This is a genomic window from Actinomadura sp. 9N407 (assembly GCF_044326315.1).
Classification (GTDB): Bacteria; Actinomycetota; Actinomycetes; order Streptosporangiales; family Streptosporangiaceae; genus Spirillospora.
The window spans coordinates 25,822-40,179 of the sequence record NZ_JBIRAW010000006.1; the positions used below are offsets into that span (position 1 = coordinate 25,822).

13 protein-coding genes and 1 tRNA gene are annotated in these 14,358 nt (G+C 69.2%); 6 read left to right on the forward strand and 8 right to left on the reverse strand.

All coding sequences use genetic code 11. From position 1 onward, the window contains the following. Positions 1-33: 33 nt before the first annotated feature. Together ACH34Q_RS11330 and ACH34Q_RS11335 are read right to left on the reverse strand one after the other, a co-directional pair. Positions 34-1,623 (reverse strand): ABC transporter substrate-binding protein, encoded by a 1,590-nt coding sequence (locus ACH34Q_RS11330; protein WP_395982786.1) that lies wholly within the window; start codon positions 1,621-1,623, stop codon positions 34-36. 145 nt (positions 1,624-1,768) lie between these two features. After that, complete coding sequence (locus ACH34Q_RS11335) at positions 1,769-2,464, reverse strand: DUF1444 domain-containing protein (protein ID WP_395982787.1); 696 nt, start codon at positions 2,462-2,464, stop codon at positions 1,769-1,771. A 194-nt stretch (positions 2,465-2,658) separates the two neighbouring features. Between ACH34Q_RS11335 and ACH34Q_RS11340 the strand changes: the two genes are divergently transcribed. The 5 genes from ACH34Q_RS11340 to ACH34Q_RS11360 are packed head-to-tail and all read left to right on the forward strand — an operon-like array spanning position 2,659 to position 7,418. Beyond that, entirely contained in the window at positions 2,659-3,306 is a 648-nt protein-coding gene (locus ACH34Q_RS11340) for an ABC transporter permease (protein ID WP_395982788.1), read from the forward strand. Then, complete coding sequence (locus ACH34Q_RS11345; RefSeq protein ID WP_395982789.1) at positions 3,299-4,558, forward strand: ABC transporter ATP-binding protein; 1,260 nt, start codon at positions 3,299-3,301, stop codon at positions 4,556-4,558. Before ACH34Q_RS11340 ends, ACH34Q_RS11345 begins: the two co-directional genes overlap by 8 nt. Then, positions 4,555-5,415, forward strand: a complete 861-nt coding sequence (locus ACH34Q_RS11350; protein WP_395982790.1) for an ABC transporter permease — start codon at positions 4,555-4,557, stop codon at positions 5,413-5,415. Before ACH34Q_RS11345 ends, ACH34Q_RS11350 begins: the two co-directional genes overlap by 4 nt. A gap of 1 nt (position 5,416) precedes the next feature. Further along, positions 5,417-6,427 (forward strand): glycine betaine ABC transporter substrate-binding protein, encoded by a 1,011-nt coding sequence (locus ACH34Q_RS11355; protein WP_395982791.1) that lies wholly within the window; start codon positions 5,417-5,419, stop codon positions 6,425-6,427. 43 nt (positions 6,428-6,470) lie between these two features. Next, entirely contained in the window at positions 6,471-7,418 is a 948-nt protein-coding gene (locus ACH34Q_RS11360) for an SEC-C metal-binding domain-containing protein (protein WP_395982792.1), read from the forward strand. Here ACH34Q_RS11360 and ACH34Q_RS11365 read toward each other — a convergent pair. The 3 genes from ACH34Q_RS11365 to ACH34Q_RS11375 are packed head-to-tail and all read right to left on the reverse strand — an operon-like array spanning position 7,401 to position 10,610. After that, positions 7,401-8,918 carry a cobyric acid synthase gene (locus tag ACH34Q_RS11365; RefSeq protein WP_395982793.1) on the reverse strand — a complete coding sequence of 506 codons (1,518 nt, stop codon included), beginning with the start codon at positions 8,916-8,918 and terminating at the stop codon, positions 7,401-7,403. The two genes, ACH34Q_RS11360 and ACH34Q_RS11365, sit on opposite strands and share 18 nt — an antisense overlap. Further along, positions 8,915-9,832 carry a cobalamin biosynthesis protein gene (locus tag ACH34Q_RS11370; protein WP_395983067.1) on the reverse strand — a complete coding sequence of 306 codons (918 nt, stop codon included), beginning with the start codon at positions 9,830-9,832 and terminating at the stop codon, positions 8,915-8,917. Before ACH34Q_RS11370 ends, ACH34Q_RS11365 begins: the two co-directional genes overlap by 4 nt. Beyond that, positions 9,816-10,610, reverse strand: a complete 795-nt coding sequence (locus ACH34Q_RS11375) for a phosphotransferase (protein WP_395982794.1) — start codon at positions 10,608-10,610, stop codon at positions 9,816-9,818. Before ACH34Q_RS11375 ends, ACH34Q_RS11370 begins: the two co-directional genes overlap by 17 nt. Before the next feature lie 113 nt (positions 10,611-10,723). On the opposite strand from ACH34Q_RS11375, the gene ACH34Q_RS11380 reads away from it, so the two are divergent. Next, positions 10,724-10,800, forward strand: a tRNA-Arg gene (locus ACH34Q_RS11380). 247 nt (positions 10,801-11,047) lie between these two features. Here the strand turns inward: ACH34Q_RS11380 and ACH34Q_RS11385 are convergent. The 3 genes from ACH34Q_RS11385 to ACH34Q_RS11395 all read right to left on the reverse strand — a co-directional run bounded on the left by ACH34Q_RS11385 (position 11,048) and on the right by ACH34Q_RS11395 (position 14,019). After that, positions 11,048-11,695: a tyrosine-type recombinase/integrase gene (locus ACH34Q_RS11385; protein ID WP_395982795.1), complete on the reverse strand. Its 648-nt coding sequence runs from the start codon at positions 11,693-11,695 to the stop codon at positions 11,048-11,050. A 154-nt stretch (positions 11,696-11,849) separates the two neighbouring features. Further along, positions 11,850-13,115: an amidohydrolase family protein gene (locus ACH34Q_RS11390; protein WP_395982796.1), complete on the reverse strand. Its 1,266-nt coding sequence runs from the start codon at positions 13,113-13,115 to the stop codon at positions 11,850-11,852. A 91-nt stretch (positions 13,116-13,206) separates the two neighbouring features. Then, entirely contained in the window at positions 13,207-14,019 is an 813-nt protein-coding gene (locus tag ACH34Q_RS11395) for a hypothetical protein (protein ID WP_395982797.1), read from the reverse strand. Positions 14,020-14,358: the final 339 nt, after the last annotated feature.

Below are 14,358 nucleotides of genomic sequence, written 5' to 3' on the forward strand. Positions count from 1 at the left end.
GCGCCGGGACCTCGGCTCTCAAAACCTCGCCTTTCAGGACCACGACCACTTCTCGGCGTTCCAGAAGAAGCCGTAGCCGTGGTGGCCGAGGGTGCGCCGCTGCGGTCCCTTCAGCGTCTCCGGTACGGCGTTGGACGTGTGCAGGTAGGCGATCCACACGAACGGCGGGTCCTCGGCGAGGGCCTTCTGGAAGTCGGCGTACGCGGCCTTGCGCTCGGCCGGGTCGGAGGTACCGCGGGCCTTGTCGAGGGCCTTGTCCACGTCCGGGTTGCTGTACGTGCCGTAGTTGGAGCCGCCGTTGGCCAGCGCCTGGGAGGAGTGGAACGGGCCGTACACCGACGAGTCGGGGTCGTACGGTGTCCCCCAGCCGACCACGAAGGCTTCCAGCGCGCCCCAGTTCTTACGGACCCAGTCCCTGGGACGCGGGTTCGGAACGACGTCGAAGCCCTGCTTCTTGAGCTGGGTGGCGGCCACGTTCAGGATGGCCACCCGTGCCGAGTCCTCGGCGAACGTGCTCAACTCGAACCGCACCGTCTTGCCGTTCTTGTCCGCCCACAGGCCCTGCCCGTTCTTGGCGTATCCGGCGGACGTCATCAGCTCGTTCACCTTGGCGGGGTCGAAACCGAACGGTGCGGCGCCCTCGGCCTTGTACGGGCTCTCGTCCAGCGGTCCGGTGGCCGGGCTCCCCTTGCCCAGCAGCACGCTCTTGACGAACGCGTCGCGGTCGACGGCGTGGTTCATCGCCTGGCGGACCCGCTTCTCCGCGAAGACGGGGTTCGCGAAGTTGAGCATCAGGGCCCGGTAGTCGGCCGTCGGGTAGGTCTCCAGCCGGAGCCCGTCCTGGTCCTCGACCTTGGCCGCCTGCTGCGGCTGCACGTGGGCGCCGTCGACCTCGCCGTTCTTGAGCTGGATCAGCCGGGCGGTGTCGTCCGGGACGTACTTGATGATGATCTTCGGCAGCTTGGGCGCGCCCTCGTAGTAGCCGCCGAACGCCTCCAGCTCCGCGTACTGGCCCGGCTTGTACGTGGTCAGCTTGAACGGCCCGGCCCCGACCGGGCTCTGCCCGAAGCCCGCATCCGTGATCTTCTTGCCCTTGAGCAGGTGCTCGGGCAGCAGGCCCATCGACAAGGCGTCCAGCAGCGGCGCGAACGGCCTGCTGAGCTTGAGCTTCACCGTCGTGTCGTCGGGCGTCTCGACCGCCTGGACCGCGCCGAAGTTGCGCGACATCGGCGCGTCGGCGGCGGCGCCCTTGACGGCGTCGATGGTGAACTTCACGTCCCGCGAGGTGATCGGCTTGCCGTCGTGCCAGGTCAGGCCGGACCGCAGCGTGAACGTGTAGTCCTTCTCGTCCTTGGAGACGTCCCAGGACTCCGCCAGCCCCGGCACCACCTTGTTGGCGGCGTCGTGCCGGGTCAGGCCGCGGAAGACCAGCTCGGTGACCGGGTCGGTGTGCTCGTCCTGCAGGGCAGGGTTGAGCGTCTCCGGCTCGTCCCCGATGGCGTACGTGAACGTTCCGCCGTCGCGGCCCTGCGCGGCACCGCTTCCGCCGCCGGTTCCGCAGGCGCCGGCCAGGAGGGTGCTCGCGACGGCGAGCGCGCCGATGACGAGGGCGGGCTTTCGCATAAGTCTCCTAGTTGCACATCATTTGCAACAAGAGACTATAACCGCCCCGGAACCGGACGGACGTCACGGGGCACCGCTCAACGATCTTCAGGCCAGCGATCTTCAGGCGGGCGGCCCGGTCCTCCTCGGGCAGGCTCAGGCGGGCTCAGGCGGGCAGGACGCTCCACTGCCCCTCGCGCCAGACCAGCAGGTCACGGGTCAGCAGCTGGCCCGCCGGCACGTCCCAGGCCGGATCGGGATCCCCGTCGGCCTGCTCCTCCGACCACACCCGCTCGACGGCCCAGCGCAGCTTGCCGATCCCGTCGAGGTGGCCCGTACCGGAGGCGACGAACACGTCCCGCGCCGGGACCGCCACCACCAGATCGCCCTCGACGTCCTGCGCCAGCTTCTCCAGGAACCCCTCGTCCAGCAGCAGGCTCGCCTCCAGCCCGCCCCTGCCGCCCTGCGCACCCGGGCCGGCCGGGGCGCCGTCGGCGGGGCCTGCCTCGCCGAGCGACACCGTCACCGCGCGGGCGTCGGGGTACCAGCTCATCCGCAGGTCGGGACGGAGGTTGCGCAGATTGATCACGGCGGTGTGGCGCAGCGTCTCGGGGGCGATCCCGAGCTCCGCGCAGTGCCGCCGGGCGACATGCTCGTAGCGGCGGCCGCCCGGCTCCGGGCGACGCGCCCCGGCGCTGCCGGGATCGTCGGCCAGCTCCAGGGCATAGCCGACGTACAACTCGCCCGCGAACGCGTCACGGACCGGCTCCTCCTGCGGTGGCAGCGGGAACTCCAGCTGCACCTCGGCCGGTACCCGTGCCTTCATCAGCGGGACGATGAGACTGGTCCGCGGCTCGGTCACGGCACGCTCCTCCTGAGGCCGGTGAGGTCCGAGCGGTCACACTACCGGGACCGCGCCCCGCGACGGCCGCAAGCCTCGCCGGGCCGCGATGTGATCATTACCGCCGTTCTGGGTACCGAAGACCACGGAAGATCACCCGAAGACCACGGGGTCACGTGCGCCCCCGGAGCCGGACGCGCACTTCTGGAGGGAATGTGAACTTCTGGGAGTACCTGGCCGACCGGCGCGAGCTGCTGGCCTTCGAGACCTGGCAGCACGCCAGCATGGTCTTCCAGTGCGTGCTGGCCGCGCTGGTGATCGGGCTGCTGCTCGGGGTGGCCGTACACCGGCGGCCGCGGTTCGCCGGCCTGGCCACCAGCACCGCCGGGGTGATCTTCACGATTCCGGCGCTGGCCCTGCTCGGCCTGCTCATCACCCCGTTCGGGCTCGGCGTGGCGCCCAGCGTGGTCGCGCTCACGCTCTACTCGCTGCTGCCGATCCTGCGCAACACGATCGTGGGCCTGAACGGCGTCGACCCGACGCTCGTGGACGCCGCCCGCGGCATCGGGATGGGCCGCGGCGCGGTCCTGATGCGGATCGAGCTGCCGCTGGCCTGGCCGGTGATCCTCACCGGCGTCCGGGTCGCGACCCAGCTGGCGATGGGCATCGGCGCGATCGCCGCGTACGTCTCGGGTCCCGGGCTCGGCGAGCAGATCTTCTCCGGCCTGGCCCGGCTCGGCGGCGCCAACGCGATCAACATGACGCTCGCCGGGACGCTCGGCGTCATCGTGCTGGCCCTGCTCTTCGACGGCTGCTACCTGCTGATCGGCCGACTCACCACCTCGCGAGGCATCCGTGCATGAGACCCCCGTCCCCGCTTCCGACGGCCCGGCTCCCGACGGCCCTGCTCCGGGCGGCACCGCTCCGGGGCCCGGCGGCTCCGCGGGCCTGACCGGGCAGGACGCCGACCGCGGCATCCAGCTGATCAACGTCACCAAGCGCTATCCCGGCCAGAAGACCCCGGCCGTGGACGACATCACGCTGACGATCCCGTCCGGCGAGATCGTCGTCCTGGTCGGCCCGTCCGGCAGCGGCAAGACGACCACGATGCGGCTGATCAACCGGCTGATCGAGCCGACCTCCGGCCGGATCATCGTGGCCGGGCAGGACGCCCTGACCCTCGATCCCAACGAGCTGCGCCGGCACATCGGGTACGTGATCCAGAACGCCGGGCTGTTCCCGCACATGACGGTCGGCACCAACATCGGCCTCGTCCCGCAGATGCTCGGCTGGGACAAGAAGCGGATCGCCGACCGTACCGAGGAACTGCTGCGGCTGGTCGACCTCGACCCCGCCACGTTCCGCGACCGCTACCCGCGCGAACTGTCGGGCGGGCAGCAGCAGCGTGTCGGCGTCGCGCGCGCCCTGGCCGCCGACCCGCCCGCGATGCTCATGGACGAGCCGTTCGGTGCCCTGGACCCCATCACCCGCGAGCGCCTTCAGGACGAGCTGCTGCAACTCCAGGAGGACCTCGGCAAGACGATCGTGTTCGTCACCCACGACGTGGACGAGGCGCTCAAGCTGGGCGACCGGATCGCGATCCTCGGCCAGGGCTCGCGCATCGCGCAGTACGCGACGCCCCAGGAGATCCTGCTCAATCCGGCAGACGAGTACGTCGAGCAGTTCATCGGCGGCAACCAGGCGATGAAGCTGCTGAAGTTCAGCCGGGTCGCCGACGTACCGCTCTACCAGGTCCCCGAGGTCCGGCCCGACGAGGACGCCGCCGACGTGCGCGCCCGGATCGAGGAGTTCGAGGACGCGGCGTTCGGCATCGTCCTGGACGAGCGGCGCCGCCCGCTGCGCTGGATCACCCTGGACGACCTCGACGGCCTGTCCGGGCCGGTCGGCGACCACGGCGAGGACACCGCCACCCCGATCCGCGGCCGGATCACCCTCCAGCAGGCGCTGGAGGCGCTGATCCAGATCGAGCAGGACTGGGTCCCGGTCGTCGGGCCGCGCAACGTCTACCAGGGCACGGTCACGCTGGCCACCCTGCAGAACGCGATCAAGGACATGAAGGAACGCACCCGGACCCGCCGGACGGCCCGCCCATGAGCACCCCACCCCTGGAAAGCAACGGGCCCGTGAAAAGCACCGGGCCCGCGAAAGGCTCCCCCGGGACGAGCACCAGGCCGGGGACGAGCACGGAGACGGTCGAGCAGTCGAAGGCCGAACTGCACGCCCCCACCGCCGGCCGCTCCTGGCGGGCCCTGCTCGAACCGCTCGCCATCATCGCCATCGGCGCCGCCTGGCTGCTGTACGTGCGAACTTCCGACCTGGACAGCATCGAGTCCCGCAGCCTGGGCCCGCGCTACGTGTTCCGCAAGATCTGGGAGCACATCGAACTCACCGCCGTGTCCACCCTCCTCGTCCTGGTCGTCGCCGTACCGCTGGGCATCGTGCTGAGCCGCCGCTGGGCCCGCCACGCCACGCCGCTGGTCCTGGTGATCGCCAACATCGGCCAGTCCGCCCCCGCCATCGGCGTCCTGGTGCTGCTCGCGGTCATCTGGGGCATCGGCTTCTGGACGGCCATCGTCGCCCTGGTCGCGTACGGGGTGCTGCCCGCCCTGCGCAACACCATGGTCGGTCTCCAGCAGGTCGATCCCACGCTGGTGGACGCCGGGCGCGGCATCGGGATGTCCGCCCGTTCCGTCCTGTGGCGGGTCGAGATCCCGCTGGCCGCCCCGGTCATCCTGGCCGGGATCCGCACCACCCTCGTCCTGATGGTCGGGACCGCCACCATCGCCGCGTTCATCAGCGGCGGCGGGCTCGGCGACCTGGTGACGTCGGGCGTCGTCACCCAGCGCACCCCGGTGCTGCTCACCGGCTGCATCCTGGTCGCCCTGCTGGCCCTGCTCATCGACTGGCTCGGCGGCATCGCCACCCGCCTCCTCGCACCGAAGGGGCTCTAGGATGACCGCCCGCTCAAGCGAGCCTCGCCTGACGCTGCCGCCCCGCTCGCCCCGCCTCGCACTCCTCTGCGTCCTGCTCCTCACAGCCTGCGGCGCCTGCGGCCTGAAACCGGCCTCGGCGTTCATCCCCGCCGTGGAGCCCGGCAGCATCCGGCCGATCCCCTCGTTCGAGAACGCCACGCTCCGGGTCACCTCGAAGGAGTTCACCGAGCAGCTCATCCTGGGCAAGATCGCCGTACTGGCGCTCACCGCGGCCGGCGCCGAGGTCGAGGACCACACCAACGTCCAGGGCAGCGTCACGGCCCGCAAATCCATCACCGGCGGCGACAACGACATCTCCTGGGAGTACACGGGCACCGGCTGGATCAACTACCTGGGCCAGGAGAATCCCCTACCCGATCCCCAGAAGCAGTTCGAGGCCGTACGGGAGCTGGACCTCAAGAAGAACAACGTCGCCTGGCTCGCCCCGCCCGCCCCGGGCAACAACACGTACACGATGGTGGTCACCAAGGAGAACCAGCGCGAATACGGGCTGAAGACGCTCTCCGACATGTCCGAGGTCCCCGTCTCCGCACGTACCTTCTGCGTCGAGGCGGAATTCTTCTCCCGCAACGACGGCCTACGCGGAATGCTCAAGACCTATGGCCTGGAGTACGGCTCGTCCGTTCCGCGAGGCAACGTCCTCCAGATGTCGGCGGGCGTCGTCTACAACTCCGCCGCCCAAGGCAAGTGCACCTTCGGCGAGGCGTACGAGACCGACGCCCGGATCCAATCGCTCGGCCTTTACCCCCTGGTCGACGACAAGAAGTTCTTCCCGAACTACAACCCGGCGGTGACCGTACGCGAGCCCGTCCTGCGCGACCACCCCGAACTCGCCACGATCTTCGCCAAGATCAGCCCCAAGCTCACCACCACCGTCCTGCGCGACCTCAACAGCAAGGTGGACGTCGAGGGCCGCGACCCCGTCTTCGTCGCCCGCGACTGGATGCGCGAGCAGGGCTTCATCCGCTGACCGGGCGACGGCGCCACCGGCCAGGTCCCCTAAAGTCGGCGGGGTGACGACGCCGAAGGCCCAGGGACAGGCACGCAGCCGTGCCGAAGAGCTCGAACAGGACGCCACCGCCCATCCGGACGAGCGGGAGGAGATCCTGCTCGACGCCGCCGGCCAATGGGGCATCGCGGGCGAGACCGAGCGTGCCCTGCGCCTGTACGAGGACCTCGCCACCACGGCCGCGGAAGAGCACGCGCAGTGGGCGATCTGCGGCAAGATCGAAGTGCTCGAAGGGCTCGGCCGGCGCGCGGAGGCCGACGCCGAGATCGAACGGCTGCGCCGATCGCGCCCCCACCCCGGCCCCGCGGGCCTGGTGGCGGAGATCATCGAGGAGCGGGGAGACCTGGAAGAGGCCCTCACCTGGTTCAACATCGCCTGCCGCGACCTGCTGGCTGACGACGGCGAGATCGAGGAGATCGACGAAGCCGCGCTGATGAGCCAGCTCGAACTCCAGGGCCGCCTGCGCGTCCGCGAGGCCCTCGGCCTCCCACCGGACTTCCTGGACGAGCGCATCGGCGACCTGCACGGGCAACTCGTGGACACCGACGCCTCCGCGCAGCCCCGCGCGGAGCAGCCCGCCGTCGCGGGATCCTTCTTCGTTCGCGCGGACGTGAAACGCGCCTTCGCCGAAGGGCTCGTCCAGATCGACGACCCCTCGACCGATGACGTGGACGCCTACTTCCTGCGCACGGAGCAGGTGTGGCGCGCGGGCGCCGACGCCAACGGCTCGGCGGGCTTCCACGTCCTCCCCACGACCGTGGACGACCTGCTGGCCTACGCCGAGGAGCTCGGCCTCGATCCGCGGGACCAGCGGACGCGCATCGGCTACCTCGAGGACCGTGCGGGCGAAGGCGCGGTCACCGTCTCCTGGCCGCCGAACCGCAACGACCCGTGCTGGTGCGCCTCGGGCCGCAAGTACAAGAAGTGCTGCGGTTCACCAAGCCGCCGGTGACCCCGGCCTGACCTCACCGCCGGCCGGCGGAACGATCCGCAGACCGGCCGGCGCGCCATCCTCGATCAACTTCCAGATCGCGCCCGTGTCCAGATGCTCCTCGACCAGATCGCCGAGGGCGTCCAGCGTCCGCTCGCGCAGCGCCGGGAACGACACGTCCGGCGCCGGAACGAAGTCCCGGCCCGCCCGCCGCGCCACATCGGCCAGGAAGGCCCGCCGGAAACCGTCGTTCTCCATGGCCCCATGCCAGGTGGTCCCCCACACGGCGTCCACCCGGCAGCCGTCCAGGAACGGCTCACCGCCCTCGACGTCCACGAGGCCGTGATGGATCTCGTACGCGGCCACCGGCTCCCCGTAGGCCCGCCCCTCCGGCCTTCCCAGCGTCTTGTGCTGCTGGAAGGTGACCTTCGCCGGAAGCAGGCCGAGCCCGCCGGCCCCTCCCGTACCGGACTCGACCTCGTCGTCGATGTGCCGGGCGAGCATCTGGAAGCCCCCGCAGATCCCGAGCACAGGACGCCCGTCCCGCGCTCGCCGCACGATCTCATCCGCCATTCCCCGTTCCCGCAGCCACGCCAGGTCCGCCACGGTCGCCCGGGTCCCCGGCAGGATCACCAGGTCCGCGTCGGCCAGATCCCCCGCGCTCGCCGCGTACCGCACCACGACACCCGGCTCGCAGGCCAGCGCGTCCAGATCGGTGAAGTTGGAGATGCGCGGGAACCTGACGACCGCCACCCGCAGGGTCCGGTTCCCGTACGGTGCCCGCGCGTCCGGGCGCGGGGCGTCCAGGGCCAGCGTGTCCTCCGAATCCAGGTACAGACCCAGCGTCCAGGGCAGCACTCCGAGCGTCGGCCGCCCGGTCAGCGCCTCCAGCTGATCCAGCCCCGGCTGCAGCAGCTCCCTGGCCCCGCGGAACTTGTTGACCACGAATCCCGCGATGAGCGCCTGGTCCTCGGCCTCCAGCAGAGCGACCGTCCCGTACAGGGAAGCGAAGACGCCGCCCCGGTCGATGTCGCCGACCACGATCACCGGGAGCTTCGCGGCCCGCGCGAGCCCCATGTTGACGATGTCCCCGGCCCGCAGATTGATCTCCGCCGGACTGCCGGCCCCCTCGCAGACCACCACGTCGTACTCGGCCCGCAGCTCGGCCAGGCTCTCCCCGACCACCGCCCGCAGCCGGTCCTTGTGCGCTCCGTACTCCAGCGCGTCCACCTCGGCCACCGGACGCCCCAGCACGACCACCTGGCTCCGCCGATCGCTGCCCGGCTTCAGCAGCACCGGGTTCATGATCGCCCTGGGCTCCACCCCGGCCGCCTGCGCCTGCATGTACTGCGCCCGGCCGATCTCCGCCCCATCGCTCGTGACCATCGAGTTCAGCGACATGTTCTGCGCCTTGAACGGCGCCACCTTCACCCCCTGCCGCGCGAGCCACCGGCAGATCCCCGCCGTCAGAACGCTCTTCCCCGCATCGGAGGTCGTCCCCGCCACCAGCAGCCCGCTCATCTCGCCATCCCCGCGATCATCGCCGCCGTCCCGACGACGGCCCGCGAAAGCCGAACGGCCCGCCGCACATCCCTCACCTGCGGCGCCCGCCCGTCCCCCATCTCAGGCCGCTCCTCGACCGCTCCGCCATAAGCGTTGACGCCGCCCAGCCGTACCCCCAAGGCCCCCGCGAAAGCAGCCTCACATCTTCCGGCATTAGGACTGGGATGCGCTGCCCCATCGTCCTTGAGCACCCGCCAAGCCTCAGGCGCCCGCCTCCCGGCGCACAGAACGGCGAGCAACCCGGTCAGCCTCGCCGGCACCCAATTGAAAGCATCATCGATCCTGGCCGCCGCCCACCCGAAATTCTCGTACCGAGGATTCCGATAACCCACCATCGCATCAAGCGTGTTAACGGCCCGATAGGCCAGCAACCCTGGAACACCCGCGACAGCCCCCCAGAACAGAGGCGCCACCGCCGCATCCGACGTATTCTCAGCGACCGACTCGACCGTCGCCCGAGCCAGCGCCCCCGCGTCCAACCCGGCCGGATCCCTGGCACACAGATGCGACAGCCTCTCCCGTCCTGCCTCCACGTCCCCGTCCTCAAGGACCCGGGCCATGGCAACGCCCTCACGCCCCAGCGAAGTCCCCCCAAGGACAGCCCACGTAGCGACCGCCGTAACCGCCACCCGAGACCTAGGCCGCCCCTTCGTCAGAGCCTCCGCAGCGAAACCGACCCCTGCGGCCCCCACGACAAGCACCCCCGCAAAAAGCGCCCCATTGACACGCGCATCCTTATAGAGCCGCTTCTCCAATAGGGAAGCCATCCGACCGAACGCGGCCACCGGATGCCCCCTGCGCGGATCCCCCAGAACAGCATCCAGGGCCACCCCGAGCAGCAGCCCCTTCCCGGTATCAGACGAGGCGAGCATCAAGTTCATCCCAGTTGCTCTCCAGCCAGTCCTGCGCCCGCCGAATGCGCGTCCCTGCCCCCGAACGCCAGATCCGCGCCCAAGCGCCGCCCTCGTTCTCCGCCCTGGCCCGCATCGCCTCGTACGACCGCTCGAACCGCACCCGCGCCGCAGGCAGCACCTCCCGCCGCCCGTCCCGGTCCAACCCATAGGCGTCGCAGAACAACCGCACTCTCCGTCCAACATCCACCTGGCAGAGCCGCCAGTCCCGATCGCCCGGATCAGCGATCGGCGCCCAATGCCTCAGAGTCGTCACGACGTCGTACATCCGCGTCGTAGGCCGGGCCAGATCGAAATCGATCAGCCCCACCGGCACGCCACCACGGAAGACCACGTTCTCCGGCGTCACATCACAGTGCCCGATGAGCTCCGGCTCCCCGTCCAACCGCGAAGCCGCCATATCCCAGGGAGCCCCCTGCGGCGCCTCGTACGACACCACGGCCTCGTGATACCGCCGCAACAACAGCGCCACTCCCCGCAGCGCCTCCTCCGTCACCGCAAACCCAGGCAACGGCCGCTGCGGCGTCTCCCCCGGCACCCAGCTGAGCACCTCACGCCCCCGCTCGTCCACCCCGAGCACCCGAGGCGCCCCCTCGAACCCCACACCCTCCAGATACCTGAGCAACCCATGCACGGCAGGACTGTGCGCCCCGTACGGCCGACGCACCGTCTCCCCCACCCGTACAACGCCCTCCGTCACTTCCCCACCGGAGAGCGGCACCTCCACATTCACCGCCACGGCTATAGAACATATGACGATCCGGACACCACCGAAGCCGCTTCCCCCGACCCGCCACCCGGATACGCCCGTGCGAAGACCATGGGTCGCGCTCTACACTCAGGGCCCAGCAGGCGCCCATAGCTCAGCCGGATAGAGCATCGGTCTTCTAAACCGACGGTCGGGGGTTCGAATCCCTCTGGGCGCACCACCCCTGGCCAGGGAAAATACCGCCCCCGGTGATCGCGCCGCCCCGCACCTGGGTCCAGGCTGAGGCCGATCTGGGGCCCGGACGCACCACGCATACCGGACGCCAACTCGCCAGATCGGCGCGACATGTGGCTGTTTGTCATGCGGGCAGGGCTGAGGGCGCATCGACTCCCAGTGAGCCGCTGCGGATCTCTATGCGGTTGTCCCTTCAAGATCGATGAACAGGTACCCGGAGCCGAAACTTTCGATCAACGCGGGACAGGGCCCTGAGGCGCGGGCCCACTTGTGTACCGGATCTTCAGCATCGCTGCGGGCGGCTCTGCTGAGGCGTCGGGTTTGTCTCTGGCGTCAGTGACCGGGTTTTGCGGGCTCTTACTGCTGCGGCGCTTCTTGCACCCTGGTCCCGGCGGTTTCGGCCGGCCCGCCCCGTGCTTGTGCTTGGCGCGGCGTTTGGAACCGGGCACCAGCCGGTGTTTCTTCATCACGTGGGCTGCGGTCTTCTTCGCGGCGCGGTGGGCGACCTCGGGGAGGACGGAGGTGTAGGTGTCGGCGGTGAGCACGACGCTGGAATGCCCCAGCATGTCCTGCACCACCTTCAACTCCACCCCCGCCGCCAACGCCAACGTCGCCGCCCCATGGCGGAGGTCATGCAGCCCGATCGGCGGGAGTCCCTGCTCGGCGATCAGGTCGCCGAGCAGCCGGGTGAGCCGGTCAGGGGCCAGCGGGTCACCGTTGGCCGCGGTGAACACATAACCGCTGTCGCAGTAGCCCGGTCCGGTTTCCTGACATTCCCGTTGCTGCCGTTCCCGGTGATCCCGCAGGGCCCGGACGGTGGTGCGGTCCAGGGCGATGACACGGGAACTGGAGGCGGTCTTGGGCGGGCATGCCGCCAGCAAGCCTTGTGCTGCTGGATCTGCTGGCAGATCACCGCCACACCATGGTCCAGGTCCACATCGCACCAGCGCAGGCCCCGCAAGGCGATCAGGTGAAACGCGGCATACAGCCGATGACTTCGATCGCGTGCAGGAACTCGGCGGACTCCATTACCGCCTACCGCTCGACGATCTTCCGGTTGTCGCCCATCTGCGTCATCGCCGCCCCGGGCATGGCACCGGCGAAGGCGGGACACTTGGCCGCGGCGGAGGGCAGGGTCATCGGATCCACCCCGGCCGCCACCTCCTGCCGGCCCGGCCCGAAGCGTTCGGCCAGCGAGCGGAGTTCGTCCAGGGAGAAGCCGTAGAGATCGGCCGCGTTCCCGGCGAGCATGGACGACGTCTCATCGGCGGGCACGCCGGAGAAAGCGAACCGGATGGCCTCCCGCGAGAAGGGGAAGCTCGCCTCGACATGCGGGTAGTCGCTGCCCCACATGATGTTGTCGACGCCCACGAGTTCCCTCTTGGCCGTCTCGCTCGGGTGCAGGAAGCTCGCCCCCACGTGGCACTGCCGCTTCCAGTACTCGCTGGGGCGCAGGGACAGCTGATCGACCACATGTGACCCGTGATAGGTGATCCCCTCACCGGCCAGCCCGGAGGGGGTGCGCGACGAGTCCGCGAACCGGTCCAGGGACTTCAGCAGGCTGGGAATCCAACCGACCCCCGCCTCGGTGAACACGACCTTGAGCCCGGGATACCGTTCGAGTACGCCACCCAGGATGAGGTGGCGCAGCGTCCGCTGATCCCACCACTTCATCTCCAGGAGGAAGAACATGTCGTCCTCCTGCCGGTCGCCCGTCCTCGGACCCGAGCCGCCGCTGTGGAAGTTGACCGGGACCCCCAGCTCGACGCAGGCTTCCCACAGGGGTCCGTAGTAGTCGTGATAGTAGAGCGGTGGCAGACCCGATCCCGGCGGCGCGCCAGGAAGCACCACCCCTCCGCGCAATCCCGAGTCGACGGCCGCGCGGATGTCCGCGACCGCCGCGTCGATGTCGTTCAGCATGACCTGGATCACGCCCGCGCGGCGCCCCTTCGCCATCGCGCAGAAGTCCGCCATCCAGCGATTGTGCGCCCGCAGCCCCGCTCGCCGGCGGTGCAGGTCGTCCGCGTCGCGCACGGCGGCCTGACCGCTCGCCAGGGAAGAGGTCGAGAAGAACGGCGGAACGGTGTTGGGGTAAAGAACCTCCGCCACTACCCCGTCTTCTTCGAGATCGCGCAGGCGACGATCGGAATCCCAGTTTCGGGAACCCTCCTCACCCTTCATGTCCTCATAGGGGATCTCATAGGTCGCTGCCCAGCGGTCAAACTCCTCCAGATAGGAGGACTCCAGATAGTCCCTGTATCCGGTAAGCGAGGCACCGCCATGACAGTCCACCGAGATCACGATGTGGCGGTCGTCTGCTGTGGCCATCAACGAATCCTTTCCAGCCATAAGACGTGTCGACGAGATGTCTTATAGACGCCGATGACGGCCGTCAGAGCGACGAGCCGAAATGATGGGTCGCCTCCGCGACCACGAAGTCCATATGGGCACCGGTCATGCCATCGCCGAACCCGATGTGCACCGGTCCCGCCCCCTCGTTGAGCTGCGAGTTGAACGTCCAGTCCACCTGCGGCAGGACGTGCCGGTTCGTTCCGAGGCCGAGTTCGATGACATGCAGCCCGTACTCCGGATTGGTCACCTCACGGAGCTCATCGGTGAAGTCGTCACCGCCGGCGCGCACGTCGGCGAGCACACCGCCCTTGAGTCGCAGCACGATCGGTGCGCGCTGGCTGAGCTCACGCCGGAGGCGGTGCGCGGCCCGGATCCGGGCGTCACCGGCATCGTCGAACCGCGGATCGCGGGCGACCAGGACGCCCGAGGCCACGGCGGTGCCGTCGATGATGAAGGGACTCGGGCGGTCCGCCGAGGGTCGGGCGGTGATGGCGATCTCGCAGTAGCTCGCCACACTGACCCACTGTCCGGTGGCGATGGTGGGCGAGGCCCAGGTGTCGACGGAGAGGTCGTCGGCAAGCGTGCAGACGAAGTTCGTTTCGCGCTCCCCGGCTGAGCACGGGCCCTTTGAGACGAAGGTGATCGGGTCGGTCCGGTTTCTGAGATCGTCAATCCACCGGCGGGACCCCTCACAGGCCGCCGCATAATCCGTCGCGAGCGTGAGCCGTAGCGTGTAGAGGGCCGTTTCGAGCCCGGCGTCGAAGCTGGCGATGGGGACGAGCAGGACCTTGGCCCCGCGGAAGCGCTTGCGAATCTCCCTGCTCACCAGCTGGTGCCGGAGGAAGAGGACCACGTTGGCTCCTGCAGGGAGCTCATCGGCCTCAGCCATCGGGATGCTCGTGAGCCCGTACCGGGAGGCGGCCGCAAGAAGCGCCTCATCGTCGCTGACCGCGTAGATTTCCCCGTTGGGAAAGACGTCACGTAGTTTTGCGGTCGAGACCCCCGTAGAGTTTCCGTACCCGCCGCCGGACGCAGGATGATCCTTCATTAGTACGCCTACCCGTCTCGCAATCCGATAGGTTTCTCACTCAGACACTCAAGGCAATAATGCGTACCTGTTTGAGCACTGTCAAGACCAACTAGTAGTCAAATTCTTGACCTGGACCACTCCAGAATCAATACACGAAATCAC

Bases quoted from the DNA above. Each gene is read 5' to 3' on its own strand.
- ACH34Q_RS11355 (WP_395982791.1), top strand. From the start codon at position 5,417: ATGACCGCCCGCTCAAGCGAGCCTCGCCTGACGCTGCCGCCCCGCTCG.
- ACH34Q_RS11330 (WP_395982786.1), bottom strand. From the start codon at position 1,623: ATGCGAAAGCCCGCCCTCGTCATCGGCGCGCTCGCCGTCGCGAGCACC.
- ACH34Q_RS11350 (WP_395982790.1), top strand. From the start codon at position 4,555: ATGAGCACCCCACCCCTGGAAAGCAACGGGCCCGTGAAAAGCACCGGG.
- ACH34Q_RS11365 (WP_395982793.1), bottom strand. From the start codon at position 8,918: ATGAGCGGGCTGCTGGTGGCGGGGACGACCTCCGATGCGGGGAAGAGC.
- ACH34Q_RS11370 (WP_395983067.1), bottom strand. From the start codon at position 9,832: ATGCTCGCCTCGTCTGATACCGGGAAGGGGCTGCTGCTCGGGGTGGCC.